Origin of the sequence: Neisseria sp. HMSC055H02, assembly GCF_001813335.1 — a bacterium.
In the GTDB taxonomy this organism is placed as follows: domain Bacteria; phylum Pseudomonadota; class Gammaproteobacteria; order Burkholderiales; family Neisseriaceae; genus Neisseria; species Neisseria sicca_C.
Genome location: NZ_KV812087.1, coordinates 1 through 573, shown reverse-complemented (window position 1 = coordinate 573; position 573 = coordinate 1). Strand labels below are relative to the sequence as shown.

The following is a 573-nucleotide window of genomic DNA, read 5'->3' as shown; positions in this document are numbered from 1 at the left end:
TTGTCCTGATTTTTGTTAATCCACTATATGAAAAAGGTCGTCTGAAAACAAGGTTTCAATGAAATTTGTTTTCAGACGACCTGTTGATTCTAGTAGCAAACTCAATCCGCCACATCGATACACAAATATTTCAATTCCAAATATTCGTCCGCACCGTATTTGCTGCCTTCGCGTCCCAGCCCGCTGCGTTTCACGCCGCCGAACGGTGCCGCTTCATTGCTGATTAGGCCGGTATTGATGCCGACCATGCCGTATTCCAAGGCTTCGCCAACGCGCCATTGTCGGGCAGTGTCGGAAGTGAAGAGGTAGGCCGCCAAACCGTATTCCGTATCGTTGGCAGCCGCGATGACTTCGGCTTCGGTTTCAAAGCGGAACACGGGACACAAAGGCCCGAAAGTTTCTTCGCGCGCCACCGCCATTTGCGCCGTTACGCCGCTTAAGACGGTCGGTTCGAAAAACGTTCCGCCCAATGCGCTGCGTTTGCCACCGGTCAGGCAGCTTGCGCCTTTGGAGAGGGCGTCGGCGATGTGCTGCTCGACTTTCTCCACCGCTTTTTCCTCAATCAGCGGCCCT

At 53.4% G+C, this 573-nt stretch carries 1 protein-coding gene; it reads right to left on the bottom strand.

The window, feature by feature from the left end:
- Nucleotides 1-101: 101 nt before the first annotated feature.
- The coding region (locus HMPREF2907_RS04240) for an aldehyde dehydrogenase family protein (RefSeq protein ID WP_141754406.1) at nucleotides 102-573 on the bottom strand (472 nt) is incomplete at its 5' end.